We start from the raw sequence: 22,849 nt of genomic DNA on the forward strand, positions 1-22,849 counted from the left end.
TCTCCGCATGACCCGCTCTCCCCCGCCTCGCCTCCTTCTCGGCCTCGCCCTGGCCACGCTCGCGGGCTGCCAGCACGGCGCCCCCGTCCAGGTGTCTCCCCGCGCCTTGGAGCTGCGCTTCAGTGGTCGGGTGGACCAGCGCGACCCCCAGGGCCCCCGGCTCGCCTGGGGCGGCACGTCCCTCACCGCGCGCTTCACCGGCACGTCGCTCGGCGTGCGGCTGCTGGACCTGGGCAAGCTGGAGGAGGCCGCGCCCAACCGCTTCCGCTTCAGCGTGGACGGCGCCCCCTTTCGCGACCTGTACGTGGGCGAGGGCCCCCTGCTCTACCGCCTCGCCGAGGGCCTGCCCTCGGGCGAGCACACCCTGCGGCTGGAGAAGGAGACCGAGCCCGCGGTGGGCGAGACCCAGGTGCTCGGACTGGAGCTGGACCCCGAGGCGCGCCTGCTGCCCGCGCCCCCGCGCCTGGAGCGCCGCCTGGAGTTCATCGGCGACTCGGGCCTCACCGGCTTCGGCATCGAGGGCAAGAGCGCCCAGTGCAGCTTCAACGCGGAGACCCAGCGCCACTCGCTCACCTGGGCGGCCCTCACCGCGCACGCGCTCGAGGCCGAGCTGTCCGTCGTCGCGTATTCGGGCAAGGGCGTGGCCGTCAACTACGCCAACGATCCCACGCCCACCGTGCCCGAGCTCTACACGCGCACCCTGCCGCGCCGCGAGGACGGGCCGTGGGACTTCACCGCCTGGGTGCCCGACGCCGTGGTCATCCAGCTGGGCGCCAACGACTTCTGGAAGGAGCACCCGGGCGAGGCGCGCTTCCGTGACGCCTACCACTCGCTCGTGACGAGCATCCGCGGCCACTACCCCCAGGCCCACATCGTCTGCGTGCTCGGCTCGGGCGTGTCCGATTCCCACCCCAAGGACCTGCAGGCCCGCACGCTCGTGCGCGGGCTCGTCTCGGGGCTCGTGGAGGGCCTGCGCCAGGCCGGGGACACCCGGGTGCACTTCGCCGAGGTCCCCGCCAACCGCGAGGACGAGGGGCTGGGCTGCCTGTGGCACCCCAGCCGGAAGACCCACCAGCGCACCGCCGAGCAGATGACCCCCCTGCTGCGCGACTGGCTCGGCTGGCGGTAGGCGTCAGGGCCGGGGCGTCTGCGGCAGCAGGGACTCGCACGCGCTCCGGGGCAACCACCCGCGCTTGCAGGCCTCGCGCGACAGGGGCTCGCGCACCTGCCAGAGCAGCGCGAACACCGCCACGAGGATGACGACCGTCCACACGCCCCACTGGCGCGGCTCCTCCTCGTCGTCCTCGTGCACCGACACCAGCGCCGAGCGCAGCACGTCCACCCGGTCCACCGTGGCGTGCTTGGGCAGGCGGGGTCGGCGGGTGATGATGGCGGCCAGATCCCGCGTGAGCTTGAGCCCGTCATTGAGCGCCCAGCCCGAGCCCTCCAAGAGGAGCGCCAGGTTGCGCTTGCGCAGCTTGAGCCAGCCGAGCAGGCCCGAGGGCAGCATCACCACCGCGATGGCGAGCAGCACCGCGGAGAGCACGTTGAAGAGCGTGAGCGAGCGCACCTGGGACACGATGAACGCCAGCGACGAGCCCACCGCCGCGAGCGCGATGCCGCCCGCCGCGAGGAAGCCACCGGGCCCCGTCACCGAGGGAGGCGGGGCGGGAGGCGCCTTGGGCGCCGTGGGCGCCGTGGCCGGAGCCGCCACCGCCGCGTTGGCCACCTCGGAGCCTTGCACGAAGCTCTTCTCCAGCGAGGCATCGAGCGACTGCTCGCCCGAGGCCGCCAGGCTCTCCACCTTCTGGGAGATGAACTTGCCGATGCGCTCGAAGGGCATCGTCATCGACTCCCACAACGACACGGGCTGGCGCACCACCTGGGTGACCACGGCGTCGAACTCGCGATGGTCCACGTCGTAGAAGATGCCGCGCTTGCCCACCGTCAGCTCGGTGCTGCGCCCGCGCGTGGCGGGCACCGCCACCTCGAACTGCTCGCCTTCCTTGGAGACCACCTGGACGTAGAGGGTGCAGGTGGTGCCCTGGCTGGTGAGCGCCGAGTGCGCCGCCCGATCCTTCACCAGCACCGACAGCCGGTAGCGCCGCCCACCGAGGATGAGCGTGCCCTTCTCCATCAGCGCGCGCCGCTTGGTCTGGTACAGGTCCGGCATGCTGATGAAGTTGTTGGCGAACGCGAGCAGCCAGCGCTGGTAGAGCATCAGCCGCTCCAGCTCCACCACCGTGTCCAGCCGCTCCTTGAGCGCCAGGTCCGCCCGGCACGCCGCCTCGATCGCGTCCAATTGCGACTCGGGCACCGCCGCCAGCGCGTCCACCTGCGCGCGCAGGGGGCTCGCGTCCAGCCGCGCCTGCCACGCCAGGATGGCATCGGCCCGGGCCGTCATGTCCCGCCAGGCCGCGTCCGTGAGGGTCGCCAGGTCGTTGGTGATGGGCAGCGCCACGTCCTTGCGGAAGTTCTCCAGCCGCTCGAAGGCCGGCCCCCGGTACAGCCGCGACCAGCGCAGCACCCCGCCGGGCTCCGGCGGCGCCACGGGCAGTTCCGCCACCACGCGCGAGAGCGACTGCAAGTCCCCCAGCGCCCCCTGCACCCGCGTCGCCTCCAGCTTGAGGCTCGTGACGGCCTCGGGCTGGGCCGCGATGAGCCGGCACTGCAGGAAGTAGGTGTCCAAGAGGGGGCGGATCTCCTGGACGCGCCGGGCCCGCTCCACGCTCTGCGGCCCCCAGGCGAGCAGGGCGTCCTTGCCGGACAGGTGCCCGAGCAGCACGCCCCGCTCCTCCCGGAAGCGCTGGAGCGTGGGCAGATCGATGCCCGGCTGGCCCGCGCGGTTCTTCACCTCGGGAAAGGACGCCATGATGGCGAGGGCCAGGGAGCGCAGCGGCTCGGCCAGGAAGGCCGGGGCGACGATGCCATCCCCGTTCTGGCCCGAACCCCGGAACGACTGCTCGCTGGCGCGCACCTGCGCCAGGGAGATGCGCGAGCGGTCCTCGACCTTCAGGGTGTCGAGCAGCGTGTCCGCCGCGGCCCGGAGCTTCTGTCCCTCGTCGGACAGCGCGTCCAACACCAGCACGTCGCTCGCGTCGTTCACGCCCTGGTAGGACTTGAGCCACTTCGCCGTGGTCTCCACCGCGGCGCGCACCTCCATGACCCGGATGCGCCCGTTGCGGTCCGTATCCAGGAATTCGAGGAAGCGCCGGTCACAATTGAGCCCCTCGACCGGGCACGCGGTGGCGAGCCACTGGGTTTCGGGGATGTGGATGGCCTCGGTGAGCACCTCGAACGAGGGGATGGAGACCTGAAGGGAGCCGCCATAGCGGCGATAGACGAGATGACGCGCCATGCCGCGCAACAGACCACAGCCGCCCGCACGCTGTCCTGGCTGACAATCGAGCCTCCCCTGGGCCGGTTTCTCCCCAGGGATGGCTTGCATCCCCCGGGGGGCTCGGGGCATGTCAGAGGGCGTGACCCCGCCCGAGCCCCGGATGCACGGCAACCCGCTGAGTGCCGCCCAGCACGAGTACCTCTTCAGCGCCTACACCGACCCGCGGCGCATCCGCCTGCGGCCCCGGCACCTGCTCTACCCCCTGGGGGCGCTGCTGGTCATGGCGGTGGGCTACGTGACGGTGACGTACCGCTCGGAGGCCACGCCCTTCCGCATGGACACGTACCGGGGCCTGCGCACGGTGCACAAGGGCATGTCCCCCCAGGACGTGTCCGGCATCCTCGGGCCGCCGGTGAGCCGGGAGCAGCGCGGCACCCAGGAGTGCTTCCAGTACGGCAAGCCGAGCCTCAAGGTGCCCTCCTTCACGCTGCACACCCTCTGCTACGAGGACGGCAAGCTGCTGGAGGTGCAACAGCGGCGCTACAACTCCTGGGTCGTCACGCGCGATGGCGCCATCAACCCCGCGCCGCTGGAGCCCGGGGAGCTGGACGCCGCGCCCGAGCCGACGGCGCCGGACAGCGCCCCCGGGATCGCCGGGCCCACCGCGCCCTGAGCCGTGCCCCGGGCCAGGCCCCGGGGTGACAGCGGCATTGCATCAGGGGCCGGATTGCGGCAGCAAGCGGGTGTTCCTTCGCCCGAGGTCGCACCATTCCCAGCACGCACCTGACGTTTTCGTCCGCCGAGGCCCACCGCTCCTGGCTGGAGGGCCAGTCCGCCCTGCCCCGGGGCTTCCGGGTGGGGCGCACGCGCTTCGACTTCATGCCCGCCGAGGTGGCCAAGCCGGCGAAGATGAACCTCACGCTGGTGGTGCTCGACGAGCCGACCCCGGCGTTCGCGGCGGTGTTCACGAAGAACGCCTTTCCCGGGGCGCCGGTGCTCGTGGGCCGCGAGCGGCTGGAGTCGCCCACCCTGGGCGCGCTCGTCATCAACAACAAGGTGAGCAACGTGTGCGCGCCGGGCGGGCGCGAGGCCAGCGAGCGCGTGTGCGCGGCGGTGGCGGCGGGCCTCGGCCTCACGCCCGGGCAGGTGCTGCCCTGCTCCACGGGCGTCATCGGCTGGCGGCTGCCGGTGGACGCCATGGAGCGCGCGGTGCCCGCGGCGGTGGCCTCGCTCGCCGGGGGCTCGGTGATGCCCGCGGCCGAGGGCATCATGACCACGGACCTCTACCCCAAGGTGCGCCGCGCCCAGGTGGGCGAGGGCAGCATCGTGGGCATCGCCAAGGGCGCGGGGATGATCGAGCCCAACCTGGCCACCATGCTCGTCTTCCTGCTCACGGACCTGGACGTGCCCCGGGACGCCCTGCGCTCAAGCCTGCGCGCGGTGGCCTCGCGCACCTTCGGCTGCATCAGCGTGGACAGCGACACGAGCACCTCGGACACGGTGGCCGTCGTGTCCTCGCGCCGGGTGCCCTGCCCGGACCTCGCCCGCTTCGAGGCGGCGCTGGAGCAGGTGTGCGCGGACCTGGCCGAGGACATCGTGCGCAACGGCGAGGGCGTGCACCACGTCATGCGCGTGCGGGTGCGCGGGGCGCTGGACGAGCGCGTGGCGCGCGGCGTGGGCAAGTCCGTCGTCAACTCGCCGCTCTTCCAGTGCGCGGTGAACGGCAATGATCCCAACGTGGGCCGGCTGGTGGCGGCCATTGGCAAGTACGTGGGCGAGCACCACCCGGGCCTGGACCTGTCGCGCAGCACCCTGCGCATGGGCGGCCGGGTGCTCTTGGAGCAGGGCACCTTCCGGCTGGACCAGGAGGCCGAGATGGCGCTGGTGGCCCACATGAAGGACGCGGAGCTCTACACGAGCGTGCCTCCGCCCGACGGGCTCACCTTCCGCCCGCCGGTGACGTTCCCCCCGCACGAGCGCGCGGTGGAGATCGACGTGGACCTGGGCGCGGGCCCGGCCGAGTGCACCGTGCTGGGCGCGGACCGCAGCCACGAGTACATCAGCGAGAACGCGGACTACCGCAGCTAGGGGCCCGCGCGCCCGGCCTCGGACCTCACATCTTGCGCATGCGCACGCGGCGCACCTTGTGGTCCGAGCCCTTCATGAGGATGAGCCGGGCGCGCGAGCGCGTGGGCGCGATGTTCTGCGCCAGGTTCGGGCCGTTGATCTCCGCCCACACGCTCACGGCGCGATGGACGGCCTGCTCCTCGGTGAGGTCCGCGAAGCGCCGGAAGAAGGAGCGCTCGTCGCGAAACGCCGTCTGCCGCAGGTGCAGGAAGCGCTCCACGTACCAGCCGCGGATGTCCTGCTCGTGCGCGTCCACGTAGATGGAGAAGTCGAAGAAGTCCGACAGGAAGGTGTGCGGCATCTTCCCGCCCTCCAAGGGCCCCGTCTGCAGCACGTTGAGCCCCTCGAGGATGAGGATGTCGGGCCGGCGGATGGTCAGCGCCTCGTCGGGCACGATGTCGTAGACAAGGTGCGAGTAGACCGGGGCGCTCACCGCGGCGCGGCCGGATTTGATCTCCGCGAGGAAGCGCACCAGGGCGCGCCGGTCGTAGCTCTCCGGAAAGCCCTTGCGCTGCATGAGGCCGCGCTCGGCCAGGATCCGGTTGGGAAAGAGGAAGCCGTCCGTGGTGACCAGCTCCACGTGCGGGTGGTCCGGCCAGCGCGACAGCAGGGCCTGGAGGATGCGCGCCGTGGTGCTCTTGCCCACCGCCACGCTGCCCGCGATGCCGATGACGAAGGGCACCTTCTGGGCGAAGCCGCCCAGGAACGCCTGCTGCGCCGTGCCCAGGCTCTGGGTGGCCGCCACGTGCAGGTTGAGCAGCCGCGACAGCGGCAGGTACACGTCCGCCACCTCTTCCAGGTCCAGGTGCTCCCCGAGGCCCCGGAGGCCCTCCACCTCCGACGCATCGAGCGTCAGCGGGGTCGCGGCGCGCAAGGCCCGCCACGCCTCGCGCTCGAAGTCGACGAACATGGACGCGGCCTGGTGTCTGGAGACGGACATGACCCCCCCATCCTAGCCAAGTGTCCTCTGGCGGACGGCGTCCTCTTTCACCCTCACCGCACATATCCAGCGGGCGACAGTTCGCCGCGACCCTCGCCCGCTGGCACTCACCAGAATCCAACACGCGACTGACTTTCCGACTGTACCCGCTATCCCAGGTATTCGTTGGAGGAGAGAGCATGCCGCGCGCGATGAACCCGTGGGGACTGGTGCTGTGGGGGGTGGTGGCGTGTGGCCCGGTTCCGGACGCGCCCGAGGGGGATGAGGTGTCGCTCACGGCGCACCAGGCCCTCGCCTCCGACAATGGGGAGAGCCTCAATGGCCTCGCGTTCAACGGGCTCGCGTTCAATGGCCTGGCCTTCAACGGGCTCGCCTTCAACGGGCTGAACAGCGCGGCGTTCTCCGGCTGGTACGAGCAGGATCCGGCGCTGGCCGACACCGTCATGAAGTACGTGACGGCCTGCGCGCTGGCCGCGGGCGAGACGCGCACCTACACCGACGCGCGGGGCCAGACGCGGGTGTGGGCGGGGGGCTTGGGACTCGCGCCGGACTGGGGCGCGGGGCAGCCGGCCACCGTGCGCGAGCAGCAGCTCGTCTCCGGGTGCCTGGCCGCGCACGTGAACAAGTTCGGGCGCACCGTGCCCATCTCCGTGCAGGCGCGTGACGGGCGGGGCCAGCCCATCGCCACCGCCCCGGGCGAGCTGTCCACCTTCGCCCAGCGCGAGGGGTGCTTCTTCGGCAACCTCTTCACCCAGAGCGGGGTCTTCGTGGGCAACGACGCCCCCCCGCTGCGGCCTCACGAGAGCAGCGTGCGCGCCTGCGCGCTGGAGACGGGCAAGGACGCCTGCGAGCCCATCGCCCGGGTCGGCGCCTGCGAGACGCTGTGCACCAAGGATCCCTCGGGCACGTTCTACACCCAGTGCACCCACAAGGGCGTGAGCTACGCCCCCGTCACCACCCGCATCCGCACCCAGGACATCTACGCGTGCGGGGACGGGGTGTGCCAGTTCACCGAGCGAGCGGGGCTCGGTCTGGGTATCCATCACTGCACCCTGGACTGTGGCCTGTTCTAAGCGCGGGCTCCAGGAAGCGCGCGCAGTCGTCGGGCGCCAGCGGCCGGCTGAAGTGGAAGCCCTGGAGCATCTCCACCCCCAGCTCGCGCAGCATCTCCGCCGTCTCCGCGTCCTCCACGCCCTCGGCCACCAGCACCAGGTCCAGGTGGTGCGCCATGTCCACGATCGCCTTCACGATGGCCCGCCCCTCGCGCGTGGGCAGCCGCCGCACGAAGGACCGGTCGATCTTCAACTCGTCCACGGGCAGCACGTGCAGCTGGGACAGGGAGGAGAAGCCCGTCCCGAAGTCGTCGATGGACAGGAGGAAGCCCTCCTCGGACAGCGTGCGCAGCAGCCCGCTCGCCGAGGCCACGCCCTCCATGGCGATGCTCTCGGTGATTTCCAGCTTCACCTGCTCGGGGCGCAGGCCGTGGCGCCGCACGCGCTCGATGAGGGAGGTGGCGAAGTCCGCCGTCACCTGCTGGCGGTTGGACACGTTGATGGACAGCCGCAGGTCTCCCCCGCGCGCCCGCGGGCTGAACCACGCGAGCGACTGCTCCATCATCACCTCGCCCAGCTCGCGGATGAGTCCCAGCTGCTCGGCCAGGGGGATGAAGAGGTCCGGCCCCACCTGCCCGTACTTCTCGTCGCACCAGCGCGACAGCGCCTCCACGCCCACCACGGCGCCGCTGCGCGCGTCCACCACCGGCTGGTAGTGCACCGTCAACAGCTTCTGGCGGATGGCGCGGTCCAGGCGTGACGCCAGCTCGAAGTCGCGGAACGCCCGGCCGGTGTCGTGCATGTCGCCGTGCACCTGCACGTTGTCGCGGCCCTGCGCCTTGGCGAAGAAGAGCGCCTGCTCGGCCTGGGTGAAGAGCCCCCCCGCGGAGACGCACTCGTCCGTCTGCACCGTCACCCCGATGCTCGACGTGAGCCGCGCCTGGGGCCACTGCTCGAGCACGAGCGAGCGCACCGCCTGGCGCAGCCGCTCGCCCACCTCGCGCGGCGAGTCCTCGCGCCGCACCTCGGGCAGGAGCACCACGAACTCGTCCCCGCCCCAGCGCGCCAGCCAGTCACTCTCGCGCAGGCAGTCGCGCAGCCGCTGGCTCACCGCGAGGAGCAGCGCGTCCCCCGCCCGGTAGCCATGCGCGTCGTTGAGCTGCTTGAAGTGATCCAGGTCGATGAAGACCAGGGCCACGCGGCACTGCTGCTGCGGCGCGCGCGCGAGCGCCTGCTCCACCCAGGACTCGAACCGGGAGCGGTTGGGCAGTCCCGTCAGCACGTCATGGCTGGCCAGGTGGTGGATGCGCTGCTCCTGCAACTCCCAGTCGGTGATGTCGTGCACCACCCCGTGGATGCCCTGGGGGCGGCCCTCCACCCGGCGCAGCACGAAGCGCCCCTCCAACCACCGGGGACGCGCCTCCGGCAGCCGCGCGCGAAAGCGGGTGTCGAGCAGCTCCAGCTCCCCGTCCGCCAGCGTCCGCAGGCACTCCTCCACGCCCCTCCGGTCGTCCGGATGGACCAGCTCGAGGAAGCACCCGCCCGGCCTGGCGCCCGGACCGAACAGCGCGCCGCCGCGCTCCGAGGCCCGCAGCCACGTGCCCTCCAGGGACAGCTCCAGCACCACCTCGCGCAGGAGGCCCAGGGTCGACAGGTACTCCGCCTGGACATGCTCCCGGTGGCACTCGTGCTCGCCGCGCAGGCCCCAGCGCCGCAAGCGCCGCTCCAGGGGACGCAGCCCCGTGAACGCGGACAGCAGCCAGAACAGCCCCCAGACCAGGGGCACCCAGCGCCAGGGCCCGCCCGCTCCTGGCTCCAGGAGCAGCGGCACGCCCGACGCCACCATGAGTCCCCCGGCGAGCGCGCGCACCACGGGCTCGATGTGGACAGGTCGCCTCGACATCTTCGCCCCCTCGGCTCCAGAAGACATGGGATTCCCAGACCCCCACGTCTCACCCATACCTCCTGAAGACCCGGTGGAGACATCGCCCTCGCGTCGGGTCGCGCCGTCCACGGCGAACCCAATCCCAGACGCGCGCACAATCCCTCTCAACACGCAAGTCCCACCCCTCGGGAATGGAGGCGGCAGGATCCTCGCCCACCCCGGAGTGCAGGTTGAGACAGAGCAGGCCGTTCATACCATTCCATCACCGTCAATCGAGACGGACCTGACAAGGCGAACAACCATGAAGAACACGAAGAAGCTGAGCCTCAACAAGCAGACCATTCGCAACCTGTCCGACGAGACCCTGGATCAGGTGAACGGTGGCAACGGCGACTCGGCGGGTGTCATCTGCATCTTCTCGGTGCTCATCATCTGCGGCGACTCCATCATCTGCTCCGTGCTCGCGGGCGCCTGCAACAACGAGAACGGCGACTGAGAGGCTTCACCGCGGTACAGTTTCTCTCCTCCTGAATGAATCAAACGTCCACCGGGCCATCCCGGTGGCGTCGAGCAGGGAAGACCTCCGAGCGCGACCCACGCGCCCGGAGGTTTTCGTTTGGGGAGTCATCACCCGACAGGGCCGAGCCCGACAGGGCCCGGCCCCTGGAACTCACGCGCTCTCGGCGCGCGGCTCCTCGCGGCGGGCCGCGGCGGCCGGAGCGCTCGCGAGCTGGGCGGCCACCAGCGCGGCATACACCCCGCCCCGGGCGACCAGCTCCTCGTGCGTCCCCGCCTCCACGAGCGCGCCGTCCTCCATGGTGAGGATGAGGTCCGCGTGGACCACGGTGCTCAAGCGATGGGCGATGACCACCCGGGTGCAGCGGATGGAGGCCAGGGCGCGGTGCACCTCGCCCTCGGTGATGGAGTCCAGGGCGCTCGTCGCCTCGTCGAGCAGCAGGATGGCGGGCTTGCGCACCAGGGCGCGGGCGAGCGCGAGCCGCTGCCGCTGCCCTCCGGACAGGGACGCGCCACGCTCGAGCAGCAGCGTCTCGTAGCCCATGGGCATGGCGAGGATCTCCTTGTGCAGCCTGGCCAGCCGCGCCGCCTCGATGATGGCGTCCATGGGCAGGGAGGGGTCCGCCAGCGCGATGTTGGAGCGGATGCTGGAGCTGAACAGCGCGGGGCTCTGCATGACGATGCCCACCTGCTGGCGCACCGAGCGCAAGTCCAGCTCCGTCAGGTCCACCCCGTCATAGAGGATGCGCCCGGAGCTGGGCACGTACATGCCGAGCAGGAGGTTGGCGAGCGTGGACTTGCCCGCGCCCGAGCGCCCCACGATGGCCACCATCTGTCCGGGCTGGACGTCCACCGACACGCCCCGCGTCACCAGGGGCGAGTGGGGGCCGTAGCGGAAGGAGACGTCCTCCAGCGTGATGTGGCCCGCGAGCGTGTGCGCCGGGCGCACCTTTTCCGTCTCCTGCTCCTGCGGGGTGTCCAGCACGTCATGGATGCGCTCGAAGTAGCTGCCCAAGAGCTGGAACTGCATGAGCGTGGAGACCAGGTTGGACAGCGGGCCCAAAAAGCCCATGGCCACCGCGTTGAGCGCGAGCATGCCACCCAGGGTGAGCGCCCCGCGCAGCACCTGCCAGGCGCCAAAACACATGATGACCAGCGGGGCGCCGAGCCGCAGCGCGCTCATCAGCGCGTCCGTCAGGGTGCTGAGCTTGCCGCGCGCCAGGGAGATGTTGAGCACGTCCACGAACATGCCCGACCAGCGGTCCATCGCCCGGTGCTCGCCGCCCATGGCCTTGAGGTTCTGCATGCCGATGAGGAACTCCACCTGGTAGGCCTGGGACTTGGACTCCGCCTCCAGGCTCCGGGACATGAGCTCCGCCTGACGACGGCGGGACCAGATGAACACGCCCACCTGGAGCACGCCCACCCCCACCACCAGCAGCGCCAGGGGCCCGTTGGCGAAGAAGAGCACCATCAGGTAGAGCGTCACCAGCGAGCCGTCCAAGAGTCCCGACAGCGCCCCCGAGGTGAGCAGCTCGCGGATGGTGGCGTTGCTGTTGAGGCGGTTCATCAGGTCGCCCGGCGAGCGCCGCTGGAAGAAGGCGTAGGGCAGCTCCACCAGGTGCTCCACGAAGCCCAGCGTCATGCGCGCGTCCATCTCCGTGCGCAGCCGCAAGAGCAGGTAGGAGCGCACCATGGAGGCCAGGAACTGGAAGCCCACGAGCGACGCCATGGCCACCGCCAGGACGACGAGCAGATCCGCGTCCCCGCGGGGCACCACCCGGTCCGTGAGCGCCCCGGTGAGCACCGGCAGCCCCAGCGCGAAGAGCTGCACGAGCGCCGAGGTGACGAGGATGCGCGAGAGCAGCCCGGACTGGAACATCAACTGCTTGAGGTGTCGGAGGATGGGCCGGGGCTGGCCCTCCTCCTTGACGAAGTGGTCCCCGGGCTCGAGCACCAGGGCCACGCCCGTGAACGAGCGGCGCACCTGCTCGAGCGGCACGCGGCGCCGGCCGATCGCCGGATCCACCAGGTCCACCCACCCGCGCCCCATGCGCTCGAAGACCACGAAGTGGCGGAACTCCCAGTGCAGGATGGAGCCCCGGGGCAGGAAGTGCAGATCCTCCGGCTCCAGGGACACCCCCCGGCTGCGCAGCCCGTAGTGGCGCGCGGCCCCGAGCAGCTGCAAGGCATTGGACCCGTCCCGGCCGGTGCCCAATATCTCCCGCACCTCGTGCAGGCGCACCACCTTTCCATGGAAGGCGAGCACCATGGCCAGACACGTGGCCCCACAATCATTGGCATCCAACTGCTGCAGGAAGGGAATGCGCCGCGCGAGGCCGGGCAGACCCAGCCGCTGCAGCGCGGGAAAACGGCTCATCAACGCGTCAAGGGAGCTGGACATGGCGAGCGGGACCGGCGGTCAGGGAAGGAGGAGCTTGAGGCCGGGGACCAGCGTCGTCGCGAGGCGCTCGGAGCGCACCCGCACGGACACCGTGCCCTGCATGCCCTGGAAGAACGCGAGGCGCTGGCCCTGGGCCTCGAACGAGCGCGAGGGCACCCGGGCGCGCACCACCACCACGGACGTGCCTGGCACCAGCCGGTCCGCGAGCCCCGCGCCCCACGTCTGGCGCACCTCGCGGGGGTCCACCAGCGCGTCCCCCAGCTCCTCGATGGGCAGGTCCTGGTATTGATAGGGAAAGCCTTGCAACTCCAGCCGCATCGTCGCGCCCCGCGCGAGCAGCGGACGGAAGCTGCCGGGCAGCGTGGCGATGATGTCCACCGGCGCCTCGGCGTCACCCAGCTGCACCAGCGCGGGCCCCGTGGCGTATTCGGACACACGGCCCAGCAGGCCAAACGCGCCGTAGAAGCCCACCACCGCCAACAGGAGCCAGAACGCCCAGTAGGTCCACGCGGGAGACAGACGCAGCACCGCGCCCCCATCCTGCGTGCCCACTTCCTGATGCTTCACAGCCTCTCGTCGGAAAATCTGAGCTGGATTCTCCATGAAGACCCCCCCGGTCGAGAAGAACGCGACAACCCTTACCAGAGAAAAACCCGGGTGTCCCCGCGGGCGCTTCCGGGATTCACCAGATGTCGCGAGTCCAACGCTGACCTGCCCCGCGATCTCATTTCCGACCGGGACGGGAACCGCTAATCCTGGAAACACATGAGAGGACCTGTCGAGTCCTCATCGGCACCAAGGCACCGGGGCCGGGGATAGAGCAATCCAGAGCACGGACAGCCGATGGCTGGGTAGGGGGGACATGCCATGAAGACTTGGACCACACTGCTGGAAGGCACGCTGCGGGAGCAGGCACTCGGAGCCGTGGAGGACATCGCGCGCGCGCTCCAGGAAAGTCAGACGTTCGACAGTCCCACGCTCTCCGGGGGCCTCGCCGGACGCGCGCTGTTCTTCGCCGAACTCGGGCGGGACCGGCCCCAACTGGGCCACGCGAGCCACGCCGAGCGGCTCATCCAGCAGGCGGCGCTCGCCATCGAGGAGCAGCCGCTCCTGCCCTGGCTCCACGCGGGCTTCGCCGGCATCGCCTGGTCCATCGAGCGGCTCAACACGCTCGGCGTGCACTCGCTCGACGACATGGACGAGATCGACGAGGCCCTGCTCGGCATCACCTCGCGCAAGCCCTGGGGCGGTGAGTACGATCTCATCCGGGGCCTGGTGGGGCTGGGCGTCTACGCGCTCGAGCGCCTGCCGCGGCCCATGGCGGCGCGGTGCCTGGAGTCCATCGTCCAGCGGCTGGAGGAGCGCTCCACGCGCGCCGGCCCCGGCCTGTCCTGGTGGACCCCGTCCCACCACCTGCCCGCGCACCAGCGCGCCCTGTACCCGGAGGGCTACTTCAACCTGGGCGCCGCGCACGGCGTGCCCGCGGTGGTGGCCCTGCTCGCGCTGATCGCCCGGGCGGGCGTGGCCGAGAAGAAGGCGCGGGAGCTCGCCACGGGCGGGGCGCGCTGGATGCTGTCCACGGTGCTGCCCAACAGCCCCGGGGCGCGCTTCGCCTCGGCGGTGGCGCCCGGCGTGGACCTCAAGCCCTGCCGCTCGGCGTGGTGCTACGGCGACCCGGGCGTGGTGCTGTGCCTGGCCGTCACCGCCCAGGCCCTGGGCGACGCGGAGCTGGAGAAGGCGGCCCTGGACATCGCGCGCGAGGCCGCCACGCGCCCCATGGACCATGCCGGCGTGCGCGACGCCAACCTCTGCCACGGCTCCGCGGGGCTCGGCCACATCTACAACCGCCTGTACCAGGTGTCCGGCGACGCCGTCTTCAAGGAGGCCGCCACCGCCTGGTTCACCCGCACGCTGCAGATGCGCCGCCCCGGCGAGGGCATCGCGGGCTTCCTCTTCTGGACCAGCCCCACCGGCCAGGACAAGGACCTGGGCTGGTTCGGCGACAAGAGCCTGCTCAATGGCGTCACCGGCACGGGCCTCGCCCTGCTCGCCGCCGCCCAACCCCTGTCCCCCTCCTGGGACGGAATGCTCATGGCCTCCATCCCCGCCTGACCCGGACCCTCCCCCATGACCTCGCCCCAGACCGACACCGCCTCGCGGGAGTTCCCCTTCGCCCCCTCGGGCTTCTTCGTGCTGCGCACGCCCCTCTTGCCCTTCGGCGAGCTGGACGCGTGGGGACAGGACCTGGAGTCGCCCCGCCTCGCGCCGGGCCAGGCGCTCGCCCCCGCGCTCCAGCGCGACCGCGCCCTCTTGCGCGCGCGCCTGGCCTCCCTCATCCAGCGGCCCGAGGTGCGCGAGGCGCTCTTCGTGGCCTCGCCCGGCTTCCACGAGCACCTGGCCGCCTGGGAGAAGAACCCCGAGAGCGAGCACGGCGAGAAGCTGGAGCGCAGCCTGGTGCGCTACGTGTCGCGCATGGCGGGCCGCCCCACGCCCTTCGGCCTGTTCGCGGGCTACTCCGTGGGCGCGATCGGCGAGCGCACCCGGCTGCGCACCGGCCCCCGCGCCCACTACCAGCGCCACACGCGCCTGGACATGGACTACGCGTGCCTGCTCGCCGAGTCGTTCTCCCGCGCCCCCGAGCTGCGCCCCCACATCCCCCACCGGCCGAGCACCAGCCTGTACCGCGCCAACAACCAGCTGCGCTACGCCGAGGGCCGGATGGTGGCGCGCCACCGCACCTACCACCTCGTCGTGCTCGAGCCGACCGACTACCTGGAGGCCACGCTCGCCCGCGCCCGCGACGGCGCCCGGCCCGAGGAGCTGGCGCGCTTCCTCGTGGAGATGGACGCGGACGTGTCCTTCGACGAGGCCATGGCCTACATCGGCGAGCTCATCGACAATCAAATCCTCGTGTCCGACCTGTCGCCCGCGGTGACGGGACCCGAGGCCCTGCCGGAGCTCATCTCCCAGCTGCGCCGCCTGCCGGGCACCACGCCCTTCACCGAGACGCTGGGCGCGGTGCAGTCCTGCCTGGAGCACCTGGACCGGGACGGCGTGGGCGCCTCGAGCACGCGCTACCTGGAGGTGGCGCGCATGCTCTCCAAGCTGCCCGCGCCGGTGGAGCTGCCCCGGCTCTTCCAGGTGGACCTGGTCAAGCCCGCCCCGGAGGCGGTGCTCGGGCGCGAGGTGCTGCGCGAGCTGGAGCGGGGCGTGCGCCTCATGCACCGCATCCTCCCCGCCCCGCCCCCGGACGCCCTGGACCACTTCCGCGACGCCTTCGTCCAGCGCTACGAGGGGCGCGAGCTGCCCCTCCTGGAGGCCCTGGACGAGGAGTCCGGCATCGGCTTCATGAAGTCCCAGACGCCCGGCGCCGAGGCGAGCCCCCTGCTCGCGGGCCTGGCCCTGGGCGGCGCGGGCGAGGGGCGCCAGAGCTTCGGCGAGCGCGCCGCGCAGCTGCTGCACAAGCTGGAGCACGCCCAGCGCACGGGCAGCCAGGTCATCGAGCTGACGGACGAGGACGTGACGCGCCTGGAGGCCCGCTCGCGCGCGCCCATGCCGGACTCGTTCATGGCCATGGCCACGGTGGTCTCCGAGTCCGAGGAGGCGCTCGGCCGGGGCCGCTTCCAGCTGCGCATGCACATGGTGGCCGGACCCTCCGGCGCCAACATGCTCGGGCGCTTCTGCCTGGGAGACCCCCAGCTGCACCAGGAGGTGGAGAAGCACCTGCGCGCCGAGGAGGCCCTGCGCCCGGACGCCGTGTACGCGGAGATCGTCCACCTGCCCCAGGGCCGGGTGGGCAACATCCTCGCGCGCCCCGTGCTGCGCGGCCATGAAATCACCTACCTGGGCCACTCCGGCGCCCCGCCCGAGCAGCGCATCGAGGCGTCCGACCTGCGCGTGTCCGTGCAGGGCCGCCGCATCGTGCTGCGCTCGGCGCGCCTGGGCCGGGAGGTGATTCCCCGCATGACCAACGCGCACAACTACGGGGCACGGGGCCTGGGCCTCTACAAGTTCCTGTGCGCGCTGTCCGGCCAGAGCCAGAGCGGAGGCCTGCAGTGGAACTGGGGCCCGCTCGCCCACGCGCGCTTCCTGCCGCGCGTCACCCACGGCCGCCTGGTGCTGTCCGTGGCCAGGTGGAACTTCTGGCGCGACACCCTGGAGGGGCTCGGCACCGTCACCGGCCCCCAGCGCTTCGCCGCCGTGCAGGCGCTCCGGGCCGAGCACCGCATGCCCCGCTTCATCGCCCTGGAGGAGGGCGACCAGCTCTTGCCCGTGGACCTGGACAACGCGCTGAGCGTGGACACCCTGGTGCAGCTCATCAAGGACCGGCCCCGGGTGTCGCTCGTGGAGATGTACCCCCGGCCCGACGAGCTGTGCGCCGAGGGTCCCGAGGGCCGCTTCGTGCACGAGGTGGTGGTGCCCTACGGCCGCACCCGCCCGGCGCCCTCGGCCCAGGCGCCCGCGGACCGGCCTCACGTCGTGCCCGCGCCCCGTCCCGAGCAGCCCGCGCGCAGCTTCCTGCCCGGCTCGGAGTGGCTCTACGCCAAGCTCTACACCGGCGCGGCCACCGCGGACCGGCTGCTCACCGAGGTGGTCGCTCCCCTGGTGCGCTCGGCGCTCGGCGCGGGCACGGCGGACAGCTGGTTCTTCATCCGCTACGGCGACCCGGACTGGCACCTGCGGCTGCGCTTCCACGGCGACCCGGAGCGGCTCCACCACCTGTCGCGCGAGCTGATGAACGCCGTGCGCGCGCACCACCAGGACCGGCTCCTGTGGAAGGTCCAGCTGGACACCTACGAGCGCGAGGTGGAGCGCTACGGGGGCCCCGAGGCCATGCTGCTGTGCGAGCGCCTCTTCCAGGCCGACAGCGAGGCGGCGCTCCAGCTGCTGGAGCTGGTGCCCGGGGACGAGGGCGCGGACGCGCGCTGGCGGCTGCTGCTCGTCGGCATGGACCAGCTGCTCGATGACCTGGGGCTCAACCTGGACGCGCGCCAGCGGCTGCTCGTGGCGCTGCGCGATGGCTTCGGCCGTGAATTCCATGCCGAGCGCGGCACGGACCGTCAGCTCGCGGACCGCTACCGCCGCGAGCGCAAGGGCATCGAGGAGCTGCTGGTGGGCCGCAAGGTGCGCCACCCGGTGCTCGCCCGGGGCATGGGGGTGCTCCAGCGGCGCTCGGAGCGGCTCGTGCCGCTGGTCGCCGGGCTCCACAACCTCGCGGAGACGGGTCGGCTCGCCGTCTCCCTCCCCGAGCTGGCGAGCAGCCTGCTGCACATGTCCGCCAACCGGCTCGCCCGCTCGGCCGCTCGCGCCCAGGAGTTCGTCCTCTACGACTACCTGAGCCGCCACTACACCTCGCTCCAGGCCCGCCAGCGCAAGGCCCCCCAGGAGCCAGGCGTGGTGCTCAGCAGCGCCAGTTAGTCCCGCCCGCGGCCTGTTCTGTTCACCAGGCCGCGTTTCATTCCCGCGCGGATTCTCACCAGCGGACACCGAGTCAAGAAACCGTCCACGGTGCGCACGCGTCGGGCGCGATTCTTGCCCAGTCGCACTGGACGGATCACCCCACTCTCCCCACCCTTTCGTATCAACCCGTGATCGCGAGGTGGGGGATGGCCGTGTGGCGGAAAGCTCTACTGCTCTGCTCGATGCTGATCGGCTGTGGGGGACCCATGGACGGCCCGGGGGCTGACGACCCGGCGAGCGACCCCTCGGCGGACGGCTCCGGCAATCGCGACGGCACCACGCAGCCGGGGGGCAATGTCCCGGCGCCTGGCACTCCCACGGAGCCCACCGAGCCCACGCCCCCACCCGCGCCCGACACCTCGGTCTCGCTGGGCACCGCCTATCAGGTGAAGGCCATCCAGCCGCCGGGCGATTACCTCCCGCGCCTGGCCCCGCGGCCCACGTCGCTGGTGGGCCTGGGGAGCACGCTCTTCTTCTCCATCGACTCCGACGGGGCGATCGGCGGCCTGTGGAAGAGCGATGGCACCGAGGCCGGCACCGTCCAGGTGCAGACCACGCGGGGCGGCGTCTGGGAAGTGCTCCCCGTGGGCGGTCGGCTCTTCTTCAACGGGGCGGACGCGGCCAGCGGCCGGGAGCTGTGGGTGACCGATGGCACCGCGGCGGGCACGCGCCTGGTCAAGGACGTCACGCCGGGCACGACGGGCAGTGGCCTCGCCAACTTCGCCGCCCTCGGCGACACCCTGCTCTTCTTCCGCTACGTCCCGGGACCCAGCGACGAGGACCCCGGCCGCTACGAGCTGTGGCGCAGCGACGGCACCGAGGCGAACACCCGGCTCGTCGTGGACCTGGGCGCCGACGTGTCGCTGACCAACTTCTGGCGGACCGTGGGCTCCACGCTCTTCTTCAGCCTCCGCGACCCGGTGCACGGCACCGAGCTGTGGAAGACCGATGGCACCCCGGAGGGGACGGGGCTCGTGCGGGACATCGCGCCGGGCGCCGCCGACTCCTGGCCCTCGGACTTCCAGGTGGTGGGCTCCAGCCTCTTCTTCCTCACGACGTCCACCCACCAGGTGTGGCGCACGGATGGCTCCGAGGCCGGCACCCAGCCCGTGTTCACCTGGCCCACGACCCAGGACAGCGCCCACCTGTCGGCGGGGACGAACGGCAACGTGTTCTTCTCCCGGTCGTCCACCGAGACGCAGCTGCTGAGCCTGTCCTCCCTGGAGGTCGACTCGGCGGGCGGCGTCCAGGAGCGGGCCATCGCGACCCTGCCCAATCCCTACGCCAACCAGGCGGACGCGCTGCCCTACATCGACACCGCCACGGTGGCCGGGGGCAAGCTCTTCTTCAGCCTGACCATCACCTCTCCGGGCCCCGCGCCTCGTGACGTGCAGCTGTGGGTCACCGATGGCACCGAAGCGGGCACCACCCAGGTGATGCGGCCCTTGAGCCTGTCGGACGAGTTCGCCAGCACGCTCTTCACGCTGGACGAGCGCATCCTCTACAGCGCGCCCCAGAGCGGCCGGGGCATCGAGCTGTGGGTGAGCGATGGAACCCCGGCGGGCACGGGCCTCGCGCAGGACATCGACCCGGGCGAGTCCGGCTCCTACCCGGCGGACTTCGTGCGCGTGGGCTCGCGGGTCTTCTTCACCGCCTACACGCAGGAGGCCAGCGCCATGCAGCTCTGGGCGCTCCCGCTCGAGGACTGAGCCGGCCTAATCCCCCAGGCGCGTGAGCGTGGCGCGCTGGAGGAACTGGCCCGGGGACAGGGTGCCCCGGGCCGTGGCCGTCACGTGGCCCGCCATGTCGAAGTGGCCCGAGCCCTCGCGCCACTCCACCCGGCCCTGGGCCACCGTCAGCAGGAAGTGCACGCCGTTCTCGTTCCAGCCACAGGACGCGCCCCGCTCCAGCACCAGCGCCGCGTCCTCGGCCCGCGCGTACAGCCGGCAGCGTCCCGTCTCGTCGGCGAGCTCGAAGTCCGCGCCCTTCCCCGGCGCGATGCGGAACGTGTCGGGCACGGGGAACGCGCCCGAGCCCATCCCCGGAATGCTGTAGTGGATGAGCCCCTCCACGGCATACAGGCCCTCCATCCGCTCGCCGCCCGGACAGCACCGGATGAAGGCGAGCCAACTCCAGACGAACACCAGCCAGTGTCTCATGAGATCCCTCGCGCCATGCTTCGCGCGAGGGGCCCGTGCAGCATTCCCGCCAACCCACCACCGAGCGGAGCGCGTCGGGGCTCACGTCCCGGGGGCCGGGCGCGGGTCGCTCAGCAGGGACAGCACTCGGGGCTGTGGAACCGGGTGATGTTCTGGTGGAAGCCCGGCAGCCAGCGCGGCAGCGGCACCGTGTCCTCCACTCCGGGCGCCTCGGCCTCCGTCTCCGGCGCGGGCGTCGGCGCGGGCGCGACGTCCGCCTCCGGCGCCGCCTCCTCCTCGGACGCCTCCTCGCGCCTGGGCTCGTGTTCCGAGGAGGTATCGGCGCAGTGCTCGTTCTCGCAGGGGCTCGACTCCCCCCGGACGGTCAGCGCGTCCTTCGCCCAGGACACGACCTGGGCCTTGTACGACGGCAGCGGCACCGCCCACTCCGCGTCTTCGATCATCTCCGCGGCGGCGACGTCCTTCTCCCGCACCCAGCCCTCGTCGAGCTGCAACCAGCCATCCCGCTGGCCCTGGATGCGGGTGGTGGGGAGCGCCGCGGTCTCGCCGAAGTCCAGCTCGCACTTGCGCACCTTCGCCACCTCCGCGCCGTCCGGCGCGTCCAGGACCGGCACCTCCCCCGCGGGTCCACACAGGGGATAGGACCCGTGGGGATCGACGATCCACATGCGGGCCTCGGAGTCGGCGGGGATGCCCCGCGCATGCCGCGCCAGGGCCACCCGCATGCCGTCGCGCTCCACCTCCCCGGGCCGCCAGCTCCAGTCCGCGCCGGGAATCTCGGGAAGCAGGGCGGAGGCAGGCACGCGTCGGCTGAGGGCACGCATCACCCGGGGCTCTCCGCTCGTCACCACGGACCGGGTCAGCGTCAGGGGACTGCCCGTGACGTTGAACCACAGGCCGCCCGCGAACACGGACTCCTCGATGGTGAGGGAGCGGTCCAGCGGCTCGTCGTCCGGCGTCGTGGGCGCGGCGGGCTGGAGGGGCAGCTCCACCCAGACCTTCGGGTCCTCCCAGTCCACGCCCTCCTCGACCATGGCCACGGGGTGCCCGCGCGAGGGAAACCACGAGTGCCGGATGGCCACGGGGCCCAGGGGGAACTCGACCCGCAGGTCCTCCTCGGAGTGCTCGTCCGAGAGGATGTCCTCGAGCGACAGGCCCTCCGCCAGGGAGGCCTGGATGCCCCGCTGCCCGGGACCCACGTAGAGGGAGCGCAGCCGCACCTCCGACGACTCCTCGATGTCGACCAAGGGCGCGGGCTCCTCCCACCCCGGGGCCCACTCCAACCAGAGCCCCTCGATGCGGATGCGCTCGCAGTTGGAGACCTTCAGGATCGGCTCGGACGCGTCCTCCACGACGAACCAGGCGGGGCCCTCGCGCGCGACGATCTGGAGGTCCTTCTTGCCCGACAGCTTCATCCCAGAGGAGTAGACCCCCTCCGCGAGCAGGAGGGTCTGTCCGGGCTGGGCGGCATCGATCGCCGCCTGGACGGTGGGGAACGTCTCGCCCGTGGACAAGCGCACGGGGGGAGAGACCACCCAGGGCGCATCGGACAGCGGTGTCCGGGCGAAGGACGCCGCCGCCACCTGGCCCGCGTCTGGCGTCCCCGCGTCGGCGATGGGGGACGGGACGGCGACGACGGGGGCGGCGACGACGGGCGCGGCGGGCGCGGGGGGCGTCGTGGACTTCAAACCGATGACCACGGCTCCCGCCGCGACCAACAGACAGACCGCGACCCCGATCCAGATCCCCTTGCGCACGAGCGACCTCCCTCAGTCCAAGCGCCAGGCCTGGTGAAGCATGTTGAGCAGCAGGTCCGGGTAGGACCACCCCACGCCCGCGGCGGCCAGGGAGCATAGACTGTCCTGATCCTCGCGTCCGGGTCGGCCCGGTCCCGTCAGGTTGGGCTTCATGTTCAGGTCGAACAGGAAGAACAGACCCTCGTCGTTGGAACGGCAATCGATCCGGATGGGCGCGCGCGCGTCCACCCGCGCCGCCGCCTGGACACACGCGTCCTCCAGCCGTCGCAGGGCGGGCTCCCGCAGTTCGGACGCGGAGAGGCACACACTGTTGTTCACGACGGCGACCACGCCATTGTAGGGCGCGACGCCGTCGTGGTGGTTGAAGCGCCGGATGGCGGGCAGACACCAGTGCGTGTCGAAGGTCCGCACGGCGCCGTCGAGCAGATAGCCCCCGGGCGGCATCACCGTCAGGGTGAGCTCGGTGCCGGAGAGGAATTGTTCCACCATCACGCGGTGGCCATAGCGGGGGGCGCCGTCGGGGTCCCGGGCGGAGAGCAGCGCGGTCGCATGGGCCTGGAGCTCGGCGAGCGACGCGACCCGCCGGACCCCTTCACTGCCGCGTCCCCGGAGGGGCTTGACCACCAGCGGCAAGCGCAGGCCGCGCGCGTCGAGCACGGCCTCGCTCAGCGACGCCACGGCGAGGGCCCCGGAAGTGGCCTCGAGGGATACCAGGGAGCAGGCGGGAACGGGACAGCCGCTGGCGCGCAGCTCCTCGTTGGTGAGCCACTTGTCGTCGTAGCGGTCCACGCGCGCGGGGTGCTGGCCGACGATGGACACGCCTCGTCCGGCCACGCGCTCCAGCGGGTGCCCGGAGAAGAGCACCGTGTTGGCCCACAGGACGCGGGCCCCGAGGTCGAGCGCCTGGGCGATGCCCTCGGCGGTATCGGGGAACACCCAATCCAGCGCCCGCGCGGGCTCGGGAGGATGCCGGGGCGTGGCGACGGGCACGCCCAGGGAGCGCAAGGCGTGGGCGATGTCCGCCCCCCCGTCGCTGTAGCCGCCCGGCTTCATGGGCTTGCGGAGGCCATCGATCTCGGGCGGCGGGGTGGCCTGGTACAGCAAGGCGACGGGCTCATGGGTGGAAGGCATGCCCCCATTCCACCCGCTTTCGAGCCAGTGCCCTGCACTTTTCCACCCTCACTTTCCGGGCGCCGTCCGGGATGCTCA

Annotated in this window: 16 protein-coding genes; 8 read left to right on the forward strand and 8 right to left on the reverse strand. The window is 71.7% G+C overall.

Annotation, left to right across the window (positions count from 1 at the left end):
• The first annotated feature begins 7 nt into the window (after nt 1-7).
• Entirely contained in the window at nt 8-1,129 is a 1,122-nt protein-coding gene (locus I3V78_RS33505) for an SGNH/GDSL hydrolase family protein (protein ID WP_204494112.1), read from the forward strand.
• A gap of 3 nt (nt 1,130-1,132) precedes the next feature.
• On the opposite strand, the gene I3V78_RS33510 is transcribed toward I3V78_RS33505, so the two are convergent.
• Complete coding sequence (locus tag I3V78_RS33510) at nt 1,133-3,358, reverse strand: kinesin (protein ID WP_204494114.1); 2,226 nt, start codon at nt 3,356-3,358, stop codon at nt 1,133-1,135.
• A 109-nt stretch (nt 3,359-3,467) separates the two neighbouring features.
• Here I3V78_RS33510 and I3V78_RS33515 point away from each other — a divergent pair, with 109 nt between their 5' ends.
• Both I3V78_RS33515 and I3V78_RS33520 read left to right on the forward strand, forming a co-directional pair.
• Nucleotides 3,468-4,013, forward strand: coding sequence for a hypothetical protein (locus I3V78_RS33515; RefSeq protein WP_204494116.1), 546 nt, complete (start codon nt 3,468-3,470; stop codon nt 4,011-4,013).
• Between the two features lie 182 nt (nt 4,014-4,195).
• Complete coding sequence (locus I3V78_RS33520) at nt 4,196-5,428, forward strand: bifunctional ornithine acetyltransferase/N-acetylglutamate synthase (protein ID WP_338023815.1); 1,233 nt, start codon at nt 4,196-4,198, stop codon at nt 5,426-5,428.
• A 25-nt stretch (nt 5,429-5,453) separates the two neighbouring features.
• Here the strand turns inward: I3V78_RS33520 and coaA are convergent, their stop codons facing one another.
• Nucleotides 5,454-6,407, reverse strand: a complete 954-nt coding sequence (coaA, locus tag I3V78_RS33525) for a type I pantothenate kinase (RefSeq protein WP_204494118.1) — start codon at nt 6,405-6,407, stop codon at nt 5,454-5,456.
• 179 nt (nt 6,408-6,586) lie between these two features.
• Between coaA and I3V78_RS33530 the strand changes: the two genes are divergently transcribed.
• Nucleotides 6,587-7,480: a hypothetical protein gene (locus I3V78_RS33530; protein ID WP_239576837.1), complete on the forward strand. Its 894-nt coding sequence runs from the start codon at nt 6,587-6,589 to the stop codon at nt 7,478-7,480.
• Here the strand turns inward: I3V78_RS33530 and I3V78_RS33535 are convergent.
• A complete protein-coding gene (locus I3V78_RS33535) occupies nt 7,416-9,362 on the reverse strand; it encodes a putative bifunctional diguanylate cyclase/phosphodiesterase (RefSeq protein ID WP_204494121.1) in 1,947 nt (648 codons plus the stop codon). The genes I3V78_RS33530 and I3V78_RS33535 overlap by 65 nt on opposite strands.
• Before the next feature lie 283 nt (nt 9,363-9,645).
• Between I3V78_RS33535 and I3V78_RS33540 the strand changes: the two genes are divergently transcribed.
• Nucleotides 9,646-9,840, forward strand: a complete 195-nt coding sequence (locus I3V78_RS33540; RefSeq protein ID WP_204494123.1) for a class I lanthipeptide — start codon at nt 9,646-9,648, stop codon at nt 9,838-9,840.
• A 174-nt stretch (nt 9,841-10,014) separates the two neighbouring features.
• Here the strand turns inward: I3V78_RS33540 and I3V78_RS33545 are convergent, their stop codons facing one another.
• On the reverse strand, nt 10,015-12,240 hold the full coding sequence (locus I3V78_RS33545; protein WP_239576839.1) for a peptidase domain-containing ABC transporter: 2,226 nt from the start codon (nt 12,238-12,240) through the stop codon (nt 10,015-10,017).
• 42 nt (nt 12,241-12,282) lie between these two features.
• On the reverse strand, nt 12,283-12,831 hold the full coding sequence (locus tag I3V78_RS33550) for a hypothetical protein (protein WP_338023816.1): 549 nt from the start codon (nt 12,829-12,831) through the stop codon (nt 12,283-12,285).
• Nucleotides 12,832-13,131: 300 nt separating this feature from the next.
• On the opposite strand from I3V78_RS33550, the gene I3V78_RS33555 reads away from it, so the two are divergent.
• The 3 genes from I3V78_RS33555 to I3V78_RS33565 all read left to right on the forward strand — a co-directional run bounded on the left by I3V78_RS33555 (nt 13,132) and on the right by I3V78_RS33565 (nt 19,433).
• The gene (locus tag I3V78_RS33555) at nt 13,132-14,376 is read left to right on the forward strand and encodes a lanthionine synthetase C family protein (RefSeq protein ID WP_204494129.1); all 1,245 of its coding nucleotides are present in this window, start codon (nt 13,132-13,134) and stop codon (nt 14,374-14,376) included.
• Nucleotides 14,377-14,391: 15 nt separating this feature from the next.
• Entirely contained in the window at nt 14,392-17,682 is a 3,291-nt protein-coding gene (locus I3V78_RS33560; RefSeq protein ID WP_204494132.1) for a lantibiotic dehydratase, read from the forward strand.
• Between the two features lie 248 nt (nt 17,683-17,930).
• On the forward strand, nt 17,931-19,433 hold the full coding sequence (locus I3V78_RS33565; RefSeq protein WP_204494133.1) for an ELWxxDGT repeat protein: 1,503 nt from the start codon (nt 17,931-17,933) through the stop codon (nt 19,431-19,433).
• A 6-nt stretch (nt 19,434-19,439) separates the two neighbouring features.
• Here the strand turns inward: I3V78_RS33565 and I3V78_RS33570 are convergent, their stop codons facing one another.
• The 3 genes from I3V78_RS33570 to I3V78_RS33580 all read right to left on the reverse strand — a co-directional run bounded on the left by I3V78_RS33570 (nt 19,440) and on the right by I3V78_RS33580 (nt 22,771).
• Nucleotides 19,440-19,883 (reverse strand): hypothetical protein, encoded by a 444-nt coding sequence (locus I3V78_RS33570; RefSeq protein WP_204494136.1) that lies wholly within the window; start codon nt 19,881-19,883, stop codon nt 19,440-19,442.
• A 110-nt stretch (nt 19,884-19,993) separates the two neighbouring features.
• Nucleotides 19,994-21,640 (reverse strand): hypothetical protein, encoded by a 1,647-nt coding sequence (locus tag I3V78_RS33575; RefSeq protein ID WP_204494138.1) that lies wholly within the window; start codon nt 21,638-21,640, stop codon nt 19,994-19,996.
• A 12-nt stretch (nt 21,641-21,652) separates the two neighbouring features.
• Nucleotides 21,653-22,771, reverse strand: coding sequence for a D-alanine--D-alanine ligase family protein (locus I3V78_RS33580; RefSeq protein ID WP_204494140.1), 1,119 nt, complete (start codon nt 22,769-22,771; stop codon nt 21,653-21,655).
• Nucleotides 22,772-22,849 lie beyond the last annotated feature (78 nt).

Origin of the sequence: Archangium primigenium (assembly GCF_016904885.1) — a bacterium.
Classification (GTDB): Bacteria; Myxococcota; Myxococcia; order Myxococcales; family Myxococcaceae; genus Cystobacter; species Cystobacter primigenius.

What these genes read in the sequence shown, in the direction of transcription:
- I3V78_RS33560 (WP_204494132.1), top strand. Translation starts at nt 14,392, where the DNA reads ATGACCTCGCCCCAGACCGACACCGCCTCGCGGGAGTTCCCCTTCGCC.
- I3V78_RS33505 (WP_204494112.1), top strand. Translation starts at nt 8, where the DNA reads ATGACCCGCTCTCCCCCGCCTCGCCTCCTTCTCGGCCTCGCCCTGGCC.
- I3V78_RS33580 (WP_204494140.1), bottom strand. Translation starts at nt 22,771, where the DNA reads ATGCCTTCCACCCATGAGCCCGTCGCCTTGCTGTACCAGGCCACCCCG.
- I3V78_RS33545 (WP_239576839.1), bottom strand. Translation starts at nt 12,240, where the DNA reads ATGAGCCGTTTTCCCGCGCTGCAGCGGCTGGGTCTGCCCGGCCTCGCG.
- I3V78_RS33530 (WP_239576837.1), top strand. Translation starts at nt 6,587, where the DNA reads ATGCCGCGCGCGATGAACCCGTGGGGACTGGTGCTGTGGGGGGTGGTG.
- coaA (WP_204494118.1), bottom strand. Translation starts at nt 6,407, where the DNA reads ATGTCCGTCTCCAGACACCAGGCCGCGTCCATGTTCGTCGACTTCGAG.
- I3V78_RS33540 (WP_204494123.1), top strand. Translation starts at nt 9,646, where the DNA reads ATGAAGAACACGAAGAAGCTGAGCCTCAACAAGCAGACCATTCGCAAC.
- I3V78_RS33570 (WP_204494136.1), bottom strand. Translation starts at nt 19,883, where the DNA reads ATGAGACACTGGCTGGTGTTCGTCTGGAGTTGGCTCGCCTTCATCCGG.
- I3V78_RS33535 (WP_204494121.1), bottom strand. Translation starts at nt 9,362, where the DNA reads ATGTCGAGGCGACCTGTCCACATCGAGCCCGTGGTGCGCGCGCTCGCC.
- I3V78_RS33565 (WP_204494133.1), top strand. Translation starts at nt 17,931, where the DNA reads ATGGACGGCCCGGGGGCTGACGACCCGGCGAGCGACCCCTCGGCGGAC.
- I3V78_RS33510 (WP_204494114.1), bottom strand. Translation starts at nt 3,358, where the DNA reads ATGGCGCGTCATCTCGTCTATCGCCGCTATGGCGGCTCCCTTCAGGTC.
- I3V78_RS33555 (WP_204494129.1), top strand. Translation starts at nt 13,132, where the DNA reads ATGAAGACTTGGACCACACTGCTGGAAGGCACGCTGCGGGAGCAGGCA.
- I3V78_RS33515 (WP_204494116.1), top strand. Translation starts at nt 3,468, where the DNA reads ATGTCAGAGGGCGTGACCCCGCCCGAGCCCCGGATGCACGGCAACCCG.